Annotated in this window: 18 protein-coding genes and 1 tRNA gene; 9 read left to right on the forward strand and 10 right to left on the reverse strand. The window is 68.1% G+C overall.

Going from position 1 to position 14,513, the window contains the following annotated elements:
• Positions 1-32: 32 nt before the first annotated feature.
• The 3 genes from QM714_RS16125 to QM714_RS16135 form a co-directional block, all read right to left on the reverse strand.
• The gene (locus tag QM714_RS16125) at positions 33-662 is read right to left on the reverse strand and encodes an SAF domain-containing protein (RefSeq protein ID WP_415102358.1); all 630 of its coding nucleotides are present in this window, start codon (positions 660-662) and stop codon (positions 33-35) included.
• 66 nt (positions 663-728) lie between these two features.
• Positions 729-1,082, reverse strand: a complete 354-nt coding sequence (locus tag QM714_RS16130; protein ID WP_415102359.1) for an FmdB family zinc ribbon protein — start codon at positions 1,080-1,082, stop codon at positions 729-731.
• 116 nt (positions 1,083-1,198) lie between these two features.
• Positions 1,199-1,837 (reverse strand): 5-formyltetrahydrofolate cyclo-ligase, encoded by a 639-nt coding sequence (locus tag QM714_RS16135; protein WP_415102360.1) that lies wholly within the window; start codon positions 1,835-1,837, stop codon positions 1,199-1,201.
• 23 nt (positions 1,838-1,860) lie between these two features.
• Between QM714_RS16135 and QM714_RS16140 the strand changes: the two genes are divergently transcribed.
• The 8 genes from QM714_RS16140 to QM714_RS16175 all read left to right on the forward strand — a co-directional run bounded on the left by QM714_RS16140 (position 1,861) and on the right by QM714_RS16175 (position 7,927).
• Positions 1,861-3,243, forward strand: coding sequence for a UTP--glucose-1-phosphate uridylyltransferase (locus tag QM714_RS16140; protein WP_415102361.1), 1,383 nt, complete (start codon positions 1,861-1,863; stop codon positions 3,241-3,243).
• The gene (gene glp / locus QM714_RS16145; RefSeq protein ID WP_415102362.1) at positions 3,236-4,522 is read left to right on the forward strand and encodes a gephyrin-like molybdotransferase Glp; all 1,287 of its coding nucleotides are present in this window, start codon (positions 3,236-3,238) and stop codon (positions 4,520-4,522) included. Before QM714_RS16140 ends, glp begins: the two co-directional genes overlap by 8 nt.
• Before the next feature lie 233 nt (positions 4,523-4,755).
• Entirely contained in the window at positions 4,756-5,184 is a 429-nt protein-coding gene (moaC, locus tag QM714_RS16150) for a cyclic pyranopterin monophosphate synthase MoaC (RefSeq protein ID WP_415103050.1), read from the forward strand.
• Positions 5,141-5,665: a MogA/MoaB family molybdenum cofactor biosynthesis protein gene (locus QM714_RS16155; protein ID WP_415102363.1), complete on the forward strand. Its 525-nt coding sequence runs from the start codon at positions 5,141-5,143 to the stop codon at positions 5,663-5,665. The genes moaC and QM714_RS16155 overlap by 44 nt, the downstream gene beginning before the upstream one ends.
• Positions 5,665-6,270, forward strand: coding sequence for a GNAT family N-acetyltransferase (locus QM714_RS16160; protein ID WP_415102364.1), 606 nt, complete (start codon positions 5,665-5,667; stop codon positions 6,268-6,270). Before QM714_RS16155 ends, QM714_RS16160 begins: the two co-directional genes overlap by 1 nt.
• An 84-nt stretch (positions 6,271-6,354) precedes the next feature.
• Positions 6,355-7,224: a hypothetical protein gene (locus QM714_RS16165; protein WP_415102365.1), complete on the forward strand. Its 870-nt coding sequence runs from the start codon at positions 6,355-6,357 to the stop codon at positions 7,222-7,224.
• A 70-nt stretch (positions 7,225-7,294) separates the two neighbouring features.
• Positions 7,295-7,765, forward strand: coding sequence for an SRPBCC family protein (locus tag QM714_RS16170; RefSeq protein ID WP_415102366.1), 471 nt, complete (start codon positions 7,295-7,297; stop codon positions 7,763-7,765).
• Positions 7,766-7,854: 89 nt separating this feature from the next.
• Positions 7,855-7,927 (forward strand) — tRNA-Ala (locus QM714_RS16175).
• A 141-nt stretch (positions 7,928-8,068) separates the two neighbouring features.
• Here QM714_RS16175 and QM714_RS16180 read toward each other — a convergent pair.
• The 3 genes from QM714_RS16180 to QM714_RS16190 form a co-directional block, all read right to left on the reverse strand.
• Positions 8,069-9,310 (reverse strand): RNA polymerase sigma factor, encoded by a 1,242-nt coding sequence (locus QM714_RS16180; protein WP_415102367.1) that lies wholly within the window; start codon positions 9,308-9,310, stop codon positions 8,069-8,071.
• A gap of 8 nt (positions 9,311-9,318) precedes the next feature.
• Positions 9,319-9,669, reverse strand: a complete 351-nt coding sequence (locus tag QM714_RS16185; protein ID WP_415102368.1) for a YciI family protein — start codon at positions 9,667-9,669, stop codon at positions 9,319-9,321.
• A gap of 71 nt (positions 9,670-9,740) precedes the next feature.
• Complete coding sequence (locus tag QM714_RS16190) at positions 9,741-10,190, reverse strand: SRPBCC family protein (RefSeq protein WP_415102369.1); 450 nt, start codon at positions 10,188-10,190, stop codon at positions 9,741-9,743.
• Positions 10,191-10,513: 323 nt separating this feature from the next.
• On the opposite strand from QM714_RS16190, the gene QM714_RS16195 reads away from it, so the two are divergent.
• Positions 10,514-11,491 carry a PDR/VanB family oxidoreductase gene (locus tag QM714_RS16195; protein ID WP_415102370.1) on the forward strand — a complete coding sequence of 326 codons (978 nt, stop codon included), beginning with the start codon at positions 10,514-10,516 and terminating at the stop codon, positions 11,489-11,491.
• A gap of 34 nt (positions 11,492-11,525) precedes the next feature.
• On the opposite strand, the gene QM714_RS16200 is transcribed toward QM714_RS16195, so the two are convergent.
• The 4 genes from QM714_RS16200 to QM714_RS16215 all read right to left on the reverse strand — a co-directional run bounded on the left by QM714_RS16200 (position 11,526) and on the right by QM714_RS16215 (position 14,479).
• The gene (locus QM714_RS16200) at positions 11,526-12,278 is read right to left on the reverse strand and encodes an enoyl-CoA hydratase/isomerase family protein (RefSeq protein ID WP_415102371.1); all 753 of its coding nucleotides are present in this window, start codon (positions 12,276-12,278) and stop codon (positions 11,526-11,528) included.
• 78 nt (positions 12,279-12,356) lie between these two features.
• On the reverse strand, positions 12,357-13,025 hold the full coding sequence (locus tag QM714_RS16205) for a TetR/AcrR family transcriptional regulator (protein WP_415102372.1): 669 nt from the start codon (positions 13,023-13,025) through the stop codon (positions 12,357-12,359).
• Positions 13,026-13,040: 15 nt separating this feature from the next.
• The gene (locus tag QM714_RS16210) at positions 13,041-13,616 is read right to left on the reverse strand and encodes a DUF2889 domain-containing protein (protein WP_415102373.1); all 576 of its coding nucleotides are present in this window, start codon (positions 13,614-13,616) and stop codon (positions 13,041-13,043) included.
• On the reverse strand, positions 13,616-14,479 hold the full coding sequence (locus QM714_RS16215; protein ID WP_415102374.1) for a cyclase family protein: 864 nt from the start codon (positions 14,477-14,479) through the stop codon (positions 13,616-13,618). The genes QM714_RS16210 and QM714_RS16215 overlap by 1 nt, the downstream gene beginning before the upstream one ends.
• Positions 14,480-14,513: the final 34 nt, after the last annotated feature.

Consider the following 14,513-nt stretch of genomic DNA (forward strand, 5'->3'; position numbering starts at 1 on the left):
GGGCCGCCTCGACGACGCGACAACCTCACACACTATCCCGTCATCAGGAACGTCAAGAATCCGTCCACCTGCGCGCGAGCGAGCGCGGCGGCGTCTGCCGGGGCGGCGGCGAGCACGACGAGTCGACCGGCTGTGGGCTGGCCGGCTGCGGCGGGCTCCGGTGGCAGGGTGACCACGGTCGCGTTGCTGGCCACCAGTTGGTCGGCACCACCCGCGAGAACGTCGATCTGCATGCCGGGCCGCAGCAGAGCGACGGCGGCGGCATCGGGGAAGCGGACGGGGAGGACCACCTGGCCCGGGTATCCGGTGGCAAGGCCGACTCCGGTCACCCTGACGTCGGTGACTGGCTCCCCTTGGCGCAGGGGCGAGGCCAGCGTCCGGCCGACCGGGTCGCCGACCAGATGACCGACGAGGAGGCCGGCTGGGAGGTCGACCGTGCGCAGATCACTGCTGCTCAGCACGGTGCCAGCGGCCAGGTCGTGCGCCGCGACACTGACCAAGCGGGTCTGTGGTGGCGGTGGCGCCACGGTGCGCAGCACTCCGAGGGTCGCTACGGCGACCAACATGGTGGCGAGCAGCCGCCGGCGGGCCAGGATGGTGCGCCGCGTGGTGCGCACGGCGCGGCGCAGCGCGGAGCCTCGGGTCGGGTGGATCTGATGCATCCACCTGACGCTAGGCCGACGAGCGGCCGAGTGTGGTGCGCCCTCCACAGGGAGGGTGACGGCCGATCAGCTGGCTGCGGTTGTGGATGAACCGGACGGACTCGACCCGGAGCCGGAAGAACCGGAGCCCGACGAACCAGATCCTGACGAGGATCCCGACGATCCGGACGAGCTCGCGGAGTCCGCGGGCTTCGTGGAGCCAGCAGACTCCTTTGCTCCGTCGCCATCCTTCGACCCCGCGCCCGCGCGGCTGTCGGTGCGGTAGAAGCCAGAGCCCTTGAACACCACGCCGACGGCGTTGAAGACCTTGCGCAGCCGACCGTTGCACTCGGGGCAATGGGTGAGTGCGTCTTCGTGGAAGCTCTGCACCTGCTCGAAAGTGTGGCCGCACTCGGTGCAGGCGTACTGGTAGGTCGGCACGCGGCCCTCCTTCTGGTCCTTGCGGCGGGGCAGGACCCGCGCCGCGGCGCGCAGAGTCTACGCCTGGCCGTGGAGCCCCGAACCGAACATCCCAGAGCGAGACCGCGAGCCGCGTCTCAGCGTCCGAGCAACTCCAGCCGGGTCGGTGTCACGGCGGCAACGACGGGGCGGTCGTGCGGCTCGACGGGTACGTCGACGCCGAGCTCGTCGTCGTACACCATCGCGCAGGTGAACGTCTCGACCGGCACCCGGGCGAGCGCCCGGTCGTAGCAGCCGCCGCCCTGGCCCAACCGGAAGCCCGCCCACGACACCGCTGTGGCCGGCACCAGCACCACATCGGGAGTGCCGATCGCCTCGACGCCGAGCCGGGGCGTGGTGGGCTCGAGCAGGCCGAAGCTGGCCGGGGCGAGTGAGCCAGGGCCGTCGTACGCCGCCCAGTCCAGGTCGAGGTCACGCAGGGTGATTGGCAGGAGCACCCGCTTGCCAGCGTCGCGAAGTCGGTCGAGCAGGACACCGGTGCCGGGCTCGTGGCTCACAGAGACGTACGCCGCGACGGTGGCGGCCCCGCGCAGGTGAGGACTCTGGAGAAGTCGGTCGGCGAAGGCCAGTCCGGCTTCGGCGACCTCGGCGAGGGGGATGTGGCGCCGCGCAGTGGCCAACTGGTCGCGCAGCGCGAGCTTGGCGGCCCGGGCCGACTCGGCGGCCGACCGTCCGGGCGAGTCGTCCGCAGGGGGGATGGATTGCGAGGCGGGCACCGGACCAGCCTACGATCATGGGTATGGCTAGTGCAGGTCTGAACCGTGCTCGCGACAAGATGGTCGAGGCGGGTGTGGATGCGGCGGCGATCGAGGTGTTCGCGCACTACTACCGGCTGCTTGAGCATGGCGAGACCGGGATGATGCCGGAGTCCTCCATCGAGCCTCTGGAGATGGGTTCCCTCGCGGAGGCCGAGGTGTCGCCCGACGACGCCGCTGCCGCGATCCGCGCCACCGCCGTCATCAAGCTCAACGGCGGGCTGGGCACCTCGATGGGGATGGATCGCGCGAAGTCGCTGCTGTGCGTGCGGAGCGGACTGTCCTTCCTCGACATCATCGCCCGCCAGGTGCTCTACCTGCGCCAGGCCCACGACGCCACCTTGCCGTTGATCTTCATGAACTCGTTCCGCACCTCGGATGACACCATGGCGGCGCTGGCGCGCTACGAGAACCTGAAGGCCGACGGTCTGCCGCTGGAGTTCTTGCAGAACAAGGAGCCCAAACTCCTGGTCAAGGACCTCTCGCCGGTGCTGTGGCCCAAGGAGCCCGACCTTGAGTGGTGCCCGCCGGGGCACGGCGACATCTACACCGCGCTGGTGGGTTCCGGCCTGCTGGCCAAGCTCGCCGACGCGGGCTACCGCCACGTGTTCGTCTCCAACTCCGACAACCTCGGTGCGGTGCCCGACGCGCGCGTGGCGGGTTGGTTCGCGACCTCGGGCGCGCCGTTCGCGATCGAGGCAGTGCGGCGGACTGTCTCGGACAAGAAGGGCGGCCACTTCGCGCGACGCCGTTCGGATGGCCGCATCGTGTTGCGGGAGACGGCGCAGACTCCGAAGCGGGATCAAGAGGCGCTGGCCGACCTGTCGCGGCACCGCTACTGCAGCACCAACAACCTGTGGTTCGACATCGCGGCGATGCAGGAGACGATGGCGGCCCGCCGCGGTGTGCTCGGGCTGCCCCTGATCCGCAACGTGAAGACGGTCGACCCCTCCGATCCGAGCACCCCGGAGGTGATCCAGATCGAGACCGCGATGGGGGCGGCGATCGAGGTCTTCGAGGGCGCGGTGACCATCGAGGTCGGCCGGGATCGCTTCGTCCCGGTCAAGACCACCAACGACCTGCTCCTGCTGCGCTCGGACGTCTACGACCTCGGCAAGGACTTCGTGATGGACCAGGCGTCCGCGGAGCTGCCGTACGTCGACCTCGACGGCCACTACTTCAAGCTGATCGGCGAGTTCGACAAGCGCTTCCCGGAGGGGGCGCCGTCACTGCGCAACGCCGCGTCGTTCCGCGTGGGCGGCGACTGGACCTTCGGCGCCGGAGTCAAGGTCGTGGGCGACGTCGACCTGAAACCCGGGAAGACCGCCCAGCGCGTGGCGCCCGGGACGGTCCTCTCGGATGAGTGACCTTCCAGCCAGCGAGAACACCAACCACGAGGGTCCGATCGCGGGCATCGGCCCCGGGCTCGGCGACGGCCTGGTCAGCGTGGACTGGCTGGTGGACCGGATCTTGGAGACCGTCCGGCCGCTGGATGCCTTCCCCCAGCCGCTGATGGAGACGCTGGGGTTGGCCTGCGCGGAGGACGTGATCGCCCCGATCGAGCTGCCGCGCTTCGACAACTCCGCCATGGATGGCTACGCCGTGGTCGCCGCGGACCTGGACGACGTGAGTGAGGACGAGCCGGTCGAGCTGCCGGTGGTCGGCGAGATCGGCGCGGGCAAGGCCGGCCTGGTCACGATGGCGGCCGGGACCGCGGTGCGAATCATGACGGGCGCCCCCGTGCCATCCGGGTGTGATGCAGTGGTGCCCTACGAATGGACCGACCGCGGCGTCGCCCGAGTGCGGGTGCGACGGGCACCCGCACTCGGGCAGCACATCCGCCGCGCCGGAGAGGACGTAGCCGAGGGCGAGCTGCTGGTCGAGGAGGGGACCGTGCTCGGCCCCCGGCACCTCGGCCTGCTGGCGGCCGTCGGACACGCCACGGTGCCGACCCGACCACGGCCGCGGGTAGTGGTCATGTCCACCGGGGCGGAGCTGCGTGATCCGGGCACCGCACTAGGCCACGACTCCATCTATGACAGCAACTCCTACCTGTTGGCGGCCGCGGCGCGGGCCGCCGGCGCCATCGCCTACCGGGTCGGCTGCGTCTCCGACGAGCCACGAGCCTTCCTCGATGCGCTCTCCGACCAGCTGGTGCGCGCCGACCTCGTCGTCACCTCGGGTGGGGTGTCGCAGGGTGACTACGACGTCGTCAAGGAGGCGCTGTCGCCTCTCGGCACGGTCTGGTTCGGCACGGTCGGGATGCAGCCCGGCAAACCCCAGGGCTTCGGCGTCGTCGGTGAGGACGAGACCCCTATCTTCACGTTGCCCGGCAACCCGGTGTCGTCGTACATCTCGTTTCAGAACTTCGTGCTGCCGGCGCTGCGGGCCTTGATGGGCAAGCAGCCCTATCGTCGACCCACCCAGACCGCCCAGCTGACCCGCGGGATCGGCTCGCCGGAGGGCCGGCGACAGTTCCTGCGGGCCGTCCACGACGTCCGCAGCGTCACCCCGATCGGTGGCCCGGGCTCGCACCTGCTTGGTGACCTGGCGAAGGCGAACGCTCTGATCGTGGTGCCCGAGGAGGTCACCTCGATCGCCGCGGGCGAGCAGGTCCAGGTGCTCCGCCTGGACGAGGAGTTCTAGCCCTCAGGCTCCCGCGGTGCTGTGGTCGCCCCGGCCCGTCTGCCGCGGTGCTGTGGTGGCCCTGACCCAACTCCCGCGGTGCTGTAGTGGCTGAGCACCCGGTATACGAGGCACTTTGCCACCATAGGACCGCGGGAGATGCAAGAAGACCGCGGCAGACGACATGAGAGGCTGTGCCGGTGGCGAGTGACGGCGACCGGTTGACACACGTGGACGAGACGGGCGCGGCCCGGATGGTCGACGTGTCCGGCAAGACCGTCACCGCGCGGACGGCGACCGCCAGCGGTCGCGTGCTGGTGGCGCCGCGTGTCATCGAGCTGCTCCGCGGCGAGGGGGTGCCGAAGGGTGACGCTCTCGCCGTCGCGCGGATCGCAGGGATCATGGCGGCCAAGGCGACGCCGACCCTGATTCCGCTGTGTCACCCGTTGGCTCTGTCGTCGGTGGCCGTCGACCTGACGGTGCTCGACGATGCCGTCGAGATCGAGGCGACCGTGACGACCACCGACCGGACCGGTGTCGAGATGGAAGCACTCACAGCGGTCTCGGTGGCCGCGTTGACCCTGATCGACATGGTCAAGGCGGTCGACAAGGCTGCGGTGATCACCGAGGTCCGGGTCGATGCCAAGAGCGGCGGCAGATCGGGAGACTGGACCCGTGGCTGACGCCGCTGGGCTGCCGGCTGCCGTCGTGGTGGCCTCCAACCGCGCTGCCGCCGGGGTGTACGACGACACCACCGGCCCGCTGATCCAGACGATGCTGGCCCGCCTCGGGTTCACCGTCGACGAGCCCACGGTGGTCCCCGACGGCGAGCCGGTCGGCGTGGCGATCGCGGAGGCGGTGGCGGCCGGGGCCCGCGTCGTACTCACCACGGGCGGCACCGGACTCACCCCCACCGACCGCACCCCCGAGGCCACCCGGCCGTTGCTGGACCGGGAGATCCCGGGAATCGCGGAGGCGATCCGGGCGTACGGCGTCGCGCAAGGCGTGCCGTCCGCCGTACTCTCGCGCGGGCTCGCCGGCGTCGCCGGCCAAGCGCTCGTAGTCAACCTGCCCGGCTCGCAAGGAGGCGTCCGCGACGCCCTGGCCGTGCTCACGCCCTGGCTGGTGCATGCGGTCGAGCAGATCGCGGGGAGTGACCACTGATGGCGGCGTGGCCGGTCACTCTGGTGCATGGCAGCGTGACCCTGCGGCCGATCGCTCACTCTGATGCCCGGGACTGGCGCCGCGTGCGGGAGCGCAACGCTGACTGGCTGCGGCCGTGGGACGCCACCGCACCACCCGGGGTGGAGCGCCGGCCGGCCTCCTTCCGCAGCGTGGTCAAACGACTGCGGAGCAACGCTCGGATGGGCACGGCCTTCCCGTTCGTGATCGAGATCGACGGCCAGTTCGCCGGCCAGGTCACGGTGGGCAACATCGTCCGGGGGTCGGCGCAGTTCGCGACGATCGGCTACTGGATCGACCAGCGCTTCGCCGGCCGCGGGGTGATGCCGTTGGCGGTGGCCATGGTGATCGACCACTGCTTCACTGCCGCTGGCCTGCACCGCATCGAGATCGCGATCCGACCGGAGAACTCCAACTCGCTGCGCGTGGTCGAGAAGCTCGGGCTGCACGAGGTCGGCTACGCCCCACGGTTCCTGCACATCGACGGCGACTGGCGTGACCACCGGATCTTCGCCGTCACGGTCGAGGAGTGTGAGGGCGGCATGGTGAGTCGGCTGTCCGGCCCGACCGCGTGGACCGACCGGTGAACCTCTCCAGTCACACAAGTGATTTTTCGACACACCTATAGACATCCGCCCCACGGTGCGCTACCGCCCCTAACCTTCTGACTCGTGGGACATCCAGAGGGTCTTCTCTTCGTGGCAGTCGCGGTGGCCTGGGCGCTCTATCTGATCCCGAAGGCCATCGAGCATCACCACGCGGCCAACAGCAGCCGCACCGTCGACCGCTTCTCCCACAGGCTGCGCGTGCTCGCCCGGCGTGAACCGGTCGACAAGCGCTCGGCGCAACTCGTGGTCACCGGTGCTTCTCCTGCCGGTGCCTCTCCTGCCGGTGCGTCGTCTGCCGCTGCCTCGTCCGCCGACCCCTCGGCAGACGCTCCAGTTCTCGCGTCGGACCCGGTCCCCGGCCCTTCTCCTGCCGAGATCCGGGCCCGACGCGAGGCCTCGAGGGTGGCTGCTCGCCGGCGCCGCCGGGTGCTGCTCCTGTTGCTCGTGGCGGTCGCCGTGGTTGCCGGGTTCGCGCTCTACGGCACCCTGTGGTGGCGATCGGTCGGCATCCCGGGCGGCCTGGTGCTCGCGTGGCTGGTGCTCTCGCGGGTCATGGTCAAGCGTGAGCGACGTGCCTGGGCCCGTCGGCTCAACCCCGCTCCTGCGCCCGTCGAATCCGCCCCGGTGTCGGCCGCCGAGCCTTCGGTCAAGCACGACCCCGAGGCGACGACCGAGGCCTTCGACCGCGCCGCGCTCGCTGAGGGGATGCGCGACCCGCAGATGTGGGACCCGGTCCCGGTGACCTTGCCGACCTACGTCTCCAAGCCAGTCGCCGAACGGAGTGTGCGCACGATCGACCTGGAGTCCTCCGGTGTGTGGACCTCCGGCCGCACCGAGGCCGACGCCGCCCTGGCCCGCAAGGCCGACGAGGCTGCCCGCGCCGAGCGCGAGGCCGACCATGGCGAGGCACCCGGCGCCGCAGCCGGAGCCTGAGCCTCTGCCGGGAGGTCTCTGGCCCGGGCGCTGTTCGCTGGGATTCGGGCGGTCGGCCTAGGCTGACGCCATGAGCGAACCGTTGCGGGTGTCGGCGTCTCGTGCCGTTCCGGTCTCGATCGAGGAGGCCTTCGATCGGGTCCTGCCGGCGCCGCTTCCGACGATCTTCAGCCGCCGCTACGCCGCTCTCCCGCCGATCGCCGCCACCGTCGGCCCCGACCCCTGGGGCACCGTCGGGCAGTCGAGGTCCATCCAGCTCACCGACCGGAGCTCGATGTCGGAGGAGCTGGTCGCCGTCGAGCGGCCACACCGGTTCGCCTACCGCCTCACCGACCTGACCGGTCCCTTCAAGCCGCTCGCTTCCTCGGTCGACGGCGAGTGGTCCTTCGCCGAGGTCGGCACCGGCACCCGGATCACCTGGTCGTGGACGATCCACCCCACCTCGCGCGCTGCGTCGTACGCCCTTCCGGCCGTGGGCCGGCTCTGGCGCGGCTATGCCCGCCAGGCCCTCGAGGAGGTCGAGAAGCTGCTGCTGGGCTGACCCACCCGTCCACCTCAGCGCGAGGCGACCGATTCGGCCGACGCCCCGCGCCGGTGCTAACGTTTCCTCCCGCGTCGTACGACGCACCCGGGGCTGTGGCGCAGTTGGTAGCGCGTCTCGTTCGCAATGAGAAGGTCAGGGGTTCGAATCCCCTCAGCTCCACAATTTCAGACGTACTAGAACCGCTGACATCGGAAAATTCGGGTGTTGGTGCGAGGGCGGCGAACGGCTCGGCGAGTCGGATCGTCGCTTTTTCGTCTTCGTGATGCGTGCTGCATCTTGGGAAGGTGCGGGTGCTGCAGGTCACCTTGGGAGCTGTTCGATGGATCGGCGCAGGTAGTTCCGGCTGGGGAGGTCGGTGCAGAGGTCGTAAGCTCGTTGCAGCGCTGCTCGGGCGGCCTCGGTCTCTCCGGTGTCGCGCAGCAGCGCCCCCCGCGCCGCATGGAACGCTTGGAAGGTGCTGATCGCGGGAGAGTGCTGCGGAAGGGTGTCAAGTACCGCCAGACCCGCCTCGTTGCCAGTGGCTCGGGCAATGGCGACCGCTCGCGCGACCTGGGCACCCATGCTTGGTGTCTCGGCGATGAGCGCGTCGTAGAGCCCGGCGATGAGCGGCCAGGGCGTTTCGTCTGCCGTGGGGCTCGTCGCATGGGCCGACTGGATTGCTGCCTGCAGTTCGTAGGGCCGAGGCGTTGCCTGGCGAGGGTGGTCCAGGCCGTCGTGCAGGATGTGATTCGCTCGTGTGATGAGGTGCTGATCCCACCGGGTGCGGTCTTGTTCTTCGAGTGGAATGAGCGTGTCGCCGTTGTTCCGGGCTGTGGCGCGGGAGTGCAGGAAGAGCAGGAGTGCGGCGAGTCCGCGAACCTCGCGGTGCTCTGGGCATTCGCGCAAGAGCAGTTGGCTGGCGTGGATGGCCTCCTCGGCAACGAGGTCTACCGATTCCGCTGGGGCGATGCGGAGCCAGTCGATGGAGTAGGCAGCGTAGATCGCGTCGAGCACGGCCTGGACGCGGTTGTCGTCGATCTGCTCGGGAATCTCGAACGAGACGCGGTTGGCGCGGAGCTTCTGCTTGGCCCGCACGAGTCGCTTGGCGAGGGTGGTGACGGGCAGCGCGAACGCGGTCGCGATGTCGGAGGTGTTCACGCCGAGCGCGACTTGCAGGATCAACGGGGCATGCACGCCGCGGTCGAGTGCCGGGTGTGCGCAGGCGAACAGCAGGGCGAGGGTATCGTCTCTGCTCGGGTGCAGCTCGGCTTCGAGCGAGAGGCCGATCTCGTCGGTGAGCGCGGTAGAGGTTCTGTTCGCGGCGGAGCGGATCGTGTCGCGGATTCGATTGCGGGCGGCCGTGATGAGCCATGCGCGCGGATTGCTCGGAGGGCCCGACGGCCAGGTGTTCAGTGCGGCTTCGATCGCGTCGCTGAAGCCGTCTTCGGCCAGTTGGAGGTCGCCGCACCAGCGGGTCAGTGCGCCGACGAGCCGAGCGCGATCCTCCGTGACGATCCCGAGGAGGAGATCGCTGGTCGCGTTCGGCTCGTCGGCGCGTGCCATGCGGCTGTTCAGCCGCCCATGGCTGAGGCACGAACCTCGACTCTGCCGTAGTGCGCCACTGGGCACTTCTTCGCCCATTCGAGGGCGACGTCAAGCGATGCGGCCTCGATGATGAAGTAGCCGCCGAGCTGCTCCTTCGTCTCCGAGAACGGTCCGTCGTGCACGATGGCTTCGCCGTTTCGCATCGACACTGTGGTCGCTGTTGCGGTCGGCTGCAGCCAGTCGGTCGCGACGAACACTCCGGCCTCTTGGAGCGCGCCGATGTAGGCGCCGAACACGGCGAGTTCCTGCTGCATGTCGGCCTCGGACTTCTCGGCATAGGCGGTTTCGTCGCTGTAGAGGAAGAACGTGTATTTCATGAGAGTTCCCTTGCTTGTTTCGTGTGGAACCGTGCTCCCATCGTATGGGCACGGGCATTTCTGGCGAGCGGTCAGCGCCAGTCGCGTCCGGCGAGGTTCGCGATGCCGGACTCCAGGCTCGGGCCGAGGATCTTGTGTGCGACCAGTCCGAAGATGCGCAGCACCGGGTTGTGCCCGGCGTCGAGCTTCGCGCTCCATGTCACCCGAGTGGCGCCATCCTGCGCCGGGGTGAGGTCGATGGACTGGCGCGACTTGCCCATCGCACCCATGTCGATGTCGAAGTCGATCCCGTCCGCGCGCACGGCAGCGACGGTCTGCGTGCCCTTCCCGTCCCTGCCATTGAACGCGAACCCGGCGCCGACGCCGGAGGCAGGGCCGAAGGGTTCGATCGAGAGTGCCGGATCGCCGGTGCGGTAGGGGTTGATCTCGGTGTAGCCAGCGGTCGAAGCAAGCAATGCGACGATCTGCTCCGGGTTGCCCCGAACGGTCCCGTCCCTCGTGATCGTGGTGAAGCGACCCATGACGGGCCCCCTTCCTGTCCGCGACACCCTGATCGGTGCCGTCTACAAGAAGGACGAACGAACAAGCGCGGCAAGGACAAGGCGACGAGAAATACCTGCACAGGTCACATGCTGTAGATCGGCTGGCCGTCACCCCAACCCGTGATCTCGAAGCTCGAGCGGTGCCGGGTCGCTGCGGGATCATCGGCACGCTAGCCAGTGTCGAGCGAGCGCTGCCTGGGGATTCCGCGTAACGGAATCACGAGGGGTGCTCGCGGTCCACATGTGGTTCACTTGTCAACATATGTGTTGACCAACGAGTCGATCGGAGGGTGGTTGGACCGATGGGGGAGAGCACTTTCGCGCGCGACGCCAGCACTGACGTCCTGGATGTCATCGTCAGGGAGAGGGTTGACGTCGCCGACGGCGTCGCCCTGTTCCGTCTGGCCGACGTATCGGGCGCACCGCTACCTCCTTGGACACCGGGCGCACATGTAGACCTTGTTCTTCCCGGCAGTATTGTGCGTCAATACTCCCTCTGTGGCACGCCTGCGGATCGGTCAACCTATGAGATCGCCGTGCTGCGCGAGGCCGAAGGGCGTGGCGGTTCGCGCACTCTGGTGGATCGTGTTTCGGCCGGGCTGCGTCTCGGGGTGCGCGGTCCGCGCAACCACTTCTCGTTCGAATCGGCGCCTGCGTATCGTTTCGTCGCGGGTGGCATCGGAATCACGCCGATTCTCCCGATGATCGCCGAGGCCGAGGCTGCGGGAGCCGATTGGGAGTTGCTCTACGGCGGCCGTCGACTGGAGTCGATGGCCATGGCGAATGCACTCGTCGACCGGTATGGCGATCGCGTCCTCCTCCGGCCTCAGGACCGGTGCGGCGTGTTGGACCTCGACGAGTACCTCGCGGACCTCCCTCTCGGCGCGCTGATATACGCCTGTGGGCCGGAAGCCCTCTTGGATGCGCTCGTCAAACGGTCCGCGGTCTGGCCCGCCGGCACGTTGCACCTGGAGCGCTTCGCCGCGAAGGTGCTCGACGGCGACGTGATCGACACCGAGTTCGAGGTCGAACTTGCTCGGACCGGGGTCACTGTCGTGGTGCCGGCAGGCCGTTCCATCCTGGAAGTTGTCGAGGAGGCCGGAGCATTCGTGCTCACGTCCTGCACGGAGGGTACGTGCGGGTCCTGTGAGACCGCCGTTCTGGGTGGCGTTCCTGACCACCGCGACTCCGTGCTCGACGACGCCGCGCGAGTCTCTAACGAGTCGATGATGGTCTGCGTTTCACGCTGCTCAAGCGGTCGGCTCGTACTCGATCTGTGAACGCCAGCCTGGGACGGAAACACGACGACTCTGACTAGTCGGAGGTTGTCTGTGGGGCCTCGGGTCGCCTCGCGAGGGATGCGAACTGGGCCGCCTGTTCGCTTCGGACCGCCGTCGCCATCGGGACTTGACGTGCCCAACTCTGGGCCCGGAATGTGGAAACTGCATCGCGGGCCAGGCGTGCGTCTGAAAGAAGAGAGGCGAGCGCGATGGCCCGGTCCTCGACCTCTTCGTCGGGAAGCACCTCCCAAGCCAGCCCAAGCTCGCGGAGCCGTTCGCCGCGCACCTCTTGGCCGAGCAGAGTCATGGCTGCTGTTGTCTGTGGACCGGCCAGTCGCTCAAGGAGAGTGAAGTGACCGCCACCCGGGTGTAGCCCGATCCGCAGAAACCCGGAGACTATACGAGCCTGGTCCGAGGCGATCCGAACGTCCGCGGCAAGCGCCAGGTTGGCCCCGGCGCCGACGGCGGCACCACGCAGCGCCGCAATTGTCGGGACGGGCAGTTCACAGAGCGCAACGAAAGAAGAGTAGATCGTCTCGAGCGCGATGCTGACCTCCTCGTCGTACGGGTTCTTGGCTGCCTCGGCGAGTAGCGCGCGGTTGGCCCCTGAGCAGAAGGTGCCGCCGCCACCGCGGATCACCGCTGCCCTGATCGAGGTGTCCTCGCCGATCTCGCTCAAGCAGTCGAGCAACTCCTGGGCCGACTCGCGATCCAAAGCGTTACGCGTTTCGGGCGCATCGATCGTGACAACGCCGATGCGATCAAGCAATTCCAGCCGGACAGGCACACGTACCTCCTGGGTCCTTTGAACGTCTTCAGACGGTAGATGCCCGACACCCGGACGTGGACTCTCCTGTTTCGAAGGTCAGAACCCGAAGTCATCGGGTCGAGGAGTGCCCGGAGCGGTGATCCCGCCCAGGAACATCTCGGTGAACACAGCCGTGATCTCCTCGACTGACTCGGCGCGACCAGGGCGGAACCAGCGATGCGTCCAGTTCAGAGCGCCCAAGATGGCGTTCGCCGTCAAACGCGGCTCGAGGTTGGCTTTGAATACACCGCTCTCGATCCCTTCGGAGATCATGTGTTCGACTGCGACGCTAAAACGGCGAGCGAGCTGCCGCAGTGCGCGCGCCGACGGGGAGTCGTTGTCGAATCGGCTCATGTCTTCCTGCACGTAGACGTACAGGTAGGGGAAGTGCTCGGCGTAGGACCGCATGATCTCACTGACGAGTCGTCGCACCTGGACGGACGCGTCGTCCCCCGAAGCCCGAATGGCTTCAGCGGTCATCACCAAGTCCTGGACGGCATCAGTGATCACGGCGTGGAAGATCTCGTGCTTGTCCTTGAAGTAGTAGTAGACCGTCGCTCGGTCGGTGCCGGCCTTGGCGGCCACCTCGACCATGCTCGCACGCTCGTAGCCGCTCCGCGAGAAGACACCGGCTGCGGCATCAACGATGGCAGCGCGCTTGCTCAGGTACTCCTTGCTCGGCTCAGTTTGCGCAAGTTTTCGACGTTCGCCGATCCGACTGGTCATTGGCGCCCCTGGGATTCAGTCTGCCACATCGTCGCAGTTCGTCGAGCGCGCGACGGCAGCGCGACCGCGCTGGACGACAGGGCCGTCCTCGCGGAGCGAGAAGCAGGCGTCGGACAGGCGGGGTGCGAGCGTCAAGCCGACCGCTATCCAGGAGCCGTCCTCGCGAGTTGAAGGCGCGTGCGCAACGTGCTCATTCATCCGAAGGAAGATCACCATCGCCTGCATCTCCGACAGCCCGAGCAATAGCGTGTTGATGTGCGTGCAGCCTCGGGTGCCACCTGAGAGTTCGAGCACTGCTTTGCGCCACCCTCGAGTAAGCGATCGGCCGACGAGGTCGCCGACGAGTGGCAAGACGAAAGGACAAGTCCGGTACGGAAGGGTCTGTGGGCGGACCTCGATCTCCTCGATCGTCAAGTCCGGTCCGCCCACGGTCGCCGTTAGTTGCAGATCGTGGATCGGGCTTGGATCCGAGTCGTTACCAGGGTTCCCCCCGTAGGACATATCCGTGAGTCGCGCCTCGAACCGAAACCGCCCGTCGTCTAGCGGAATGACATCTGTGGTCTTGGTGCGGGTGACCTTGCGCTCGCTCATCAGACCACTGCCACGGGCGTCACAGGGCCGCCAACGCCGCCCACGACAGGGAGCGGCGAAAGGACTAGCAGGAAAGCGGTGCGCCCTGCTGCAGCCAACTCATCAAGGTCGAGTAGTTCGGCAAAGTACATGCCTCGGCCGCGTATCAATGCGACATGCAGCGGGACTTGGCAGTCTGGATCGCTCGATGGCAACGCCTCGACCCCGGGGTTGTCGGCACCGACCAAGACCAGGTCAAGGCTAGCCAGGAGATCGGCACAGTCCGCGTCGAGGCCGGGCCAAGCGGTGCCGTCCACGGCGCCGCTGCGCTGCGCTCCAAGCCAGCCCGTGCGCACGAGAAGGGCGTCGCCCGGCTCGGGTGTGACTCCTGTGGCCGCCAAAGCCGCCTCTAAGGTCGTCGCGTGCACACTCTCACCCGGCTCCAGGTAGGTTCTTCCCTCAGGCACGAGATCGAGGAGGATGCCGCGGGTCACGATCGGTCCCACCTTTTCGATGCCTAGTCGGCTCGCCCCGCGACTGGTCACAGCTGAGGCGGGGTAGCCGTTGTACATCACGCCGTCCTGCCAGACGTGAGAGAGCGCGTCGAGATGGCTGACCCCGTGAGCCGGCATTGCGATCCAGTCGTCGGCAAATCCGAAGCCGGGCCTCTCGGCGAGGCCGGCTGCGTAGTCCCCGCCGTCGCGAACCATGAAATGTTGTGGGGCGTTGCGTCCGACGACGCCAAAGCCCTGATTGGGCACTATCGGGGCTGCGAGCGAGAATGACCGGTTGTCGGTGACCGCGGCGAGCCCGCGACGCACACCGTCCTGATCGAGCAGGTTTGCGGCACCCCGCTCATCCTCGGCGCCCCAACGAGCGTTCATCGGACATCTCTCCTGACGTTCCTGTTCAGCGCTG

The sequence above is a fragment of the Nocardioides sp. genome (assembly GCF_047602075.1).
In the GTDB taxonomy this organism is placed as follows: domain Bacteria; phylum Actinomycetota; class Actinomycetes; order Propionibacteriales; family Nocardioidaceae; genus Nocardioides.